Here is a 5,042-nt window from a genome sequence, read left to right on the forward strand (position 1 = left end):
GCAAACGCTTCGTCCACAGCCCCAGTCGCCGGCGAACCAGCCGGTGTGATATCTCTCGTCATGGCGTTGCTCTCCTTTGTGGAATCAGCACCCCGAGCCTACCGGCTCAAGGTGGGCAACGCCGACCTCTTCAGTAATTCAACAGAACCCGGGACATCCCCAGGTTCGACATCCTCCCTCGTCGCCAATGGCTCAAGAACGTCCTTTGTCACCATACGCTCGACGACGCGCCCTAGCATTTCGCCGATTTCGCTGAGCGTGGCTTCCTTTGCTGTCATTGAAGGAAGTATAGCACGATCGTGCAAGCATATCCGTTGCGATCCGCGTCGTCGCCTCGTCACCTTACAGTTCAAATAGTGGGACGAACTCTCCCCGGAAATCTTGTGCGACCACGCCTGACTTGTTTAAGGGAGCATGCTCCACCGTCAATTTGTCTCGGTCCAGCAAGACAGCGATTTCATCACCTTGGTCTCCGTGCCAGCATTGAACGGCAATCCGCTCGTCATAACGAAGCGGTGTCATCGAATTGCCAATCTCGGCGCATCGTCCTTCATATGTACCGACGTGATAGCTCTTCTTGTCAAGTGTGAGTGTAATCGAAACGCTTGGCGTATGGGCCGCCTCGTCGGACAGCCCTTCATTGAAGTGCCAAGAATATGTCTTTGGCTCGTTGCCTGTAGCGATCAGCGACGTCGGGAAAGGTCGTGTGTCGTCTATCCCAATCGTCCAACTACGAGCGCCTGCCAGCTGAAGCTGGATGTGCTCGCCACATCTCGGACACTTCAGGTGAAGCCATTTCGGGTAGGCGGTGATGACTGGCGCTCATAGTGCACAAAAGGAAGCCCGCCGAAGCGGGCTTGTTGTTAGTTTGGTGCGTCGGCCGACTTTGAAGGGCACTTATTCGCTCGGTGTCCAGGCTCATTGCAAATCGAGCATTTGGGAACGCGTCGCTCGCGAACGTCGCCACCAAGAAGCTCACCAAGTTCGGCGTCCAATTCCTCGCGCTTGGCGATGAGTTCTTTAACGCGCGCGATCCTGCTATCCAATTCCATCAAAACCACCTCCTTTCCGAGGTGAAGATAGCGCGTGCAGTGCTGCGGGTCTGCTTTATTCGACGGCGCGACCTCCCGGGCGTGGTGAGCATGTGCAGGCATGTAGATGGATGAGCTACAGCAATGATCTTTCACTTTTTCTTGCGCTGGCGCGGCCGATTATCTGCATCCACGGTCTCGTCTGATACATTCTCGCGCCATGGACGATACCCTAGCACTCCCAAAACGTCGGCCTCGCTTCCGTCGCTCGCCAGAAGCCATTCCATTTCGAATCACCGACGATGACGTGCTGATCCTGCGGCAACTCGCGCGTTATCGGTTCTTGCGATCATCGCACATTGCGGCCCTTGTGGACCGTTCACTCGATCGTACCAATGACCGGCTGTGTCGCCTCTATCATGCGGGCTATGTCGATAGGCCGCGCGCAGCTCGACTACTACCCTACATCTGGTTCGGCACCTATGGTGTACGCGCTTGGCGACCTCGGCGCCCAGTTGCTCAGCGAGCGCGGCGCTGCGTTTGCACATTGCGAGTGGAGCCGGAAAAATGGCGAAGCGGGCCGACCATTTATTGAGCACCAGCTGGAGATCGTCGAATTGCACATAGCGCTGGAACGGTCCACGCGTGGCCGGAGTGACGTGCGGCTCATTCCTCCCGAAGAGATTATTGCGAGCTCGCCTGAGTGCACCCGCAAAAATCGAAATCCGTTCGCATTGCGAGCGACCATCTCGCAGAGCGAGCGCGCGCACGACATCGCCGTAGTTCCCGACCTTGTGTTCGGTTTCATGTTTCCCGATGGTTCGCGCCGTTGCTTCATGGTAGAGATCGACCGCGGCACGATGCCGATCTCCCGCTCAGATTTTCGACAGACGAGCTTCGAGCGAAAGATGCATGCGTATCTCGCCGCGTACGGTCAAGGACAACATATGAAACAGTTTGGTTGGAAGACGTTCCGAGTACTTGTTGTGACCACTGATCAACAACGTGCCCGGTCCATGATCGAGAGGCTGCAGCAGCTGAATGTGCCGCAGAGCCCCGGACCTTCCCTCTTTTTCTTTGCCTTGGCCGGCGAGCTGCAGAGGAGCGATCCGTTGGCTCACAATTGGCAAGATGGAGGTGGCCGCGCCACCCGCTTGAATAAGGTTGTAGATCAGGCCAGTGTGCCCCGCGCCAATCGGGGCTCAACGCTACCCCGGTCCTTGGACAGGCGCACGGCGGCCATCCTTCGCTGTGGCTGGTCCCGCGAGTGCTTTGCTCGTTCAGCCGGATCCCTCTTGGACGCCTTCGATGACGTCGACCGATAGCAAGCCGAAAGCAGCAACAGAAAAAGCGCCCTGGCTGCTTTGTATCTGGCGGCGGCGCGGCTGTCTTCCCGACCCCACATCACAACTGTCTCTTCGCTGGTGCACACGCACCATGTCCACCCTCGGCCCCGCCTCTTCAAGGCGACATCATAGATTGGGAATGGATTAGACATTGCACTGCGAAAGGATTGCGGACGGCCGAGCTATGGCGGAATCTGGGTGATGACGGTGTGAGGAAGGCGGCGCATCGAGGCGGATGACGAGCCTGCCAGAACCTCTCGAGGAGAGCGATACGCCATGACCGAGACTACCAATGTTCTTGCTTTCCGTCAGCCGTCCGCGGTTGATGATCCAGTGACCGATATCGTTCGAGCCGGCGCGCGGGACCTGCTTGCCAGGGCGATCGAGATCGAGGTTGGCGCGTTTCTGGCCAGCACGGCCAATCTGACGCTGCCCGACGGTCGAGCGCGCCTGGTCCGACATGGGCACGGTCCGGTGCGCGAGATTGCGACCGGCATCGGTCCGGTGGAGGTCGCTCGTCCCAAGGTCCGCGACCGCGGAGCGAGCGGGCCAGGCGACCGCCTCCGCTTCAGTTCGGCAATCCTGCCGCTATGGGCGCGGCGGACGAAGAGCCTGGATGCCTTGGAAATTCGGCAAGCCGTTCTCCGATCGGATCCGCCAGCGTGCACCCGCTCGCGGTGACAAATGGCATCTGGGCGAAGTCGTTATCTCGATCGCGGGCGAATCCATGGGTGGATGCGAACTTGGGAATGGTGACGCCGTCGGACGGCGATCCCGATTAGGAAGATGATGATTGGCATAACCCAGACCCTCCATTCCCATGACTGGACGGAGGAGTTGCAATGCCGAAGACGCTTGCCGGTGGCCGCCCGGAATCAAAGCCGGTCAACGTCGGAGCCGCCGCCATCGACATTGGGGCAAAAATGCACATGGCGGCGGTTGACCCAGGCTGCACTGACACGCCGGTGCGTGCGTTTGGCACATTCACGCAGGACCTGCACGAACTTGCGGACTGGTTCAAAACGTGCGGCGTAATCAGTGTCGCAATGGAATCGACGGGAGTCTATTGGATCCCGGTCTACGAGATTCTCGAGCAGCGAGGGTTCGAGGTCATTCTGGTCAACGCACGTTACGCAAAGAACGTGCCTGGGCGTAAAACTGATGTCAGCGACGCCGCTTGGCTGCGCCAGCTTCATTCCTACGGTTTGCTGCGCGGCAGCTTTCGGCCTGATGCCGATATCGCGACGCTACGCGCCTATCTCCGCCAGCGAGAGCGGCTAGTCGAATATGCAGCCGCCCATATCCAGCACATGCAGAAGGCCCTGATGGAGATGAACCTGCAACTTCATCACGTCGTCTCCGACATCACGGGCGCGACCGGGATGCAGATTATCCGAGCTATTGTCGCGGGTGAGCGGACTCCTGACGTGTTGGCGACCTACCGTGACGTGCGCTGCCACTCCTCCATCGAGACCATCCGCGCCGCGCTGGTGGGCAACTATCGGGACGAACATGTCTTCGCACTGACCCAGTCGCTGGAGCTCTATGACACCTACCAGGCCAAGATGCTCGACTGTGACCGCAAGCTGGAATCCGATCACAGCGTTGACTGACAAGGGAGCCAAGCCGATCCGCAAGCTCTCCAGGCCGCGGGTGAAGACCAAGCAGGTCAACACACCGTCGTTCGACGTCAGGACCGCGTTATATGGCGTCCTTGGCATCGATCTGACTGAAATCCATGGATGGGGCCCATCACTCGCGTTGAAGCTCATCGGCGAGTGCGGCACGGATCTGAAGGCTTGGCCGACCGCCAAGCACTTCACCTCCTGGCTGTGCCTCGCGCCAAGTAACAAGATCTCCGGTGGGAAGTTGCTATCTTCGCGCACGCGCCGATCGTCCAGTCGAGCAGCGGCACTGCTGCGGCTTGCAGCCACCACGGTTGGGCGGAGCGATACGGCGCTTGGCGCATTCTATCGACGGCTGGCTTTGCGCGCCGGCAAGGCAAAGGCGGTCACGGCGACCGCTCGCAAAATAGCCGTTCTGTTCTACAATACGCTCAGGCACGGCATGACCTACAAAGACCCGGGTGCTGATCACTACGAGGAACAATATCGTAGCCGTGTCGTCGCCAATCTGAGGCGACGTGCCAAGTCACTCGGATTCGTCCTGCAAGTGGCCCCGGGCGGCCAATTGGCTGTTTCTTAGGAAGGCCGCAGCCTTCTTCGCGAAGGAAGCGACATGAAGTTCGTCTTCATCGCGAAGCACCGGGCGATCTGGCCGGTGGCATGGCTATGCGATGCGCTGGGGGTGTCGCGGTCGGGCTTCCATGCCTGGCTGAATCGTTCGCCCAGCGCCAGATCCCGCAGCGACGAAGAGCTCGGTGGCAAGGTCAAGGCCAGCTTCATGGCCAGTGACCGCACCTATGGCGCGCGCCGAGTGTGGCGTGATCTGCTTTCTGACGGGGCTGACTGTGGCCTGCACCAGATCGAACGATTGACGCGCCTGCAGGGTTTGCGGGCGCGGCCGCCGTACTACCTTCTTGAGGGTGGTCTTATCGTAGGCATACGATGAGCTTTCAATTACCCACAAATGCTTGATTCGATTGCGGTAGTCCTAATCGAAAAATCTTGAATCGGATGAATCGCTTGTGATTCATTGTCGGGCA

Annotated in this window: 1 protein-coding gene and 4 pseudogenes; all 5 read left to right on the forward strand. The window is 59.1% G+C overall.

Annotated features, from left to right (window positions below; all coding sequences use genetic code 11):
• Positions 1-1,426 precede the first annotated feature (1,426 nt).
• Entirely contained in the window at positions 1,427-2,356 is a 930-nt protein-coding gene (locus GA0061099_RS38785; protein ID WP_074448675.1) for a replication-relaxation family protein, read from the forward strand.
• Positions 2,357-2,653: 297 nt separating this feature from the next.
• Positions 2,654-3,001 (forward strand): annotated as a pseudogene (locus GA0061099_RS38790) (IS256 family transposase); the annotation flags it as partial.
• Position 3,002: 1 nt separating this feature from the next.
• Positions 3,003-3,101: pseudogene (locus tag GA0061099_RS40910) on the forward strand (IS6 family transposase); the annotation flags it as partial.
• 118 nt (positions 3,102-3,219) lie between these two features.
• Positions 3,220-4,582 (forward strand): annotated as a pseudogene (locus GA0061099_RS43370) (IS110 family RNA-guided transposase).
• Positions 4,583-4,903: pseudogene (locus GA0061099_RS38800) on the forward strand (IS3 family transposase); the annotation flags it as partial. It lies immediately after the preceding pseudogene.
• Positions 4,904-5,042: the final 139 nt, after the last annotated feature.

Origin of the sequence: Bradyrhizobium yuanmingense (assembly GCF_900094575.1) — a bacterium.
Taxonomy (GTDB): Bacteria; Pseudomonadota; Alphaproteobacteria; order Rhizobiales; family Xanthobacteraceae; genus Bradyrhizobium; species Bradyrhizobium yuanmingense.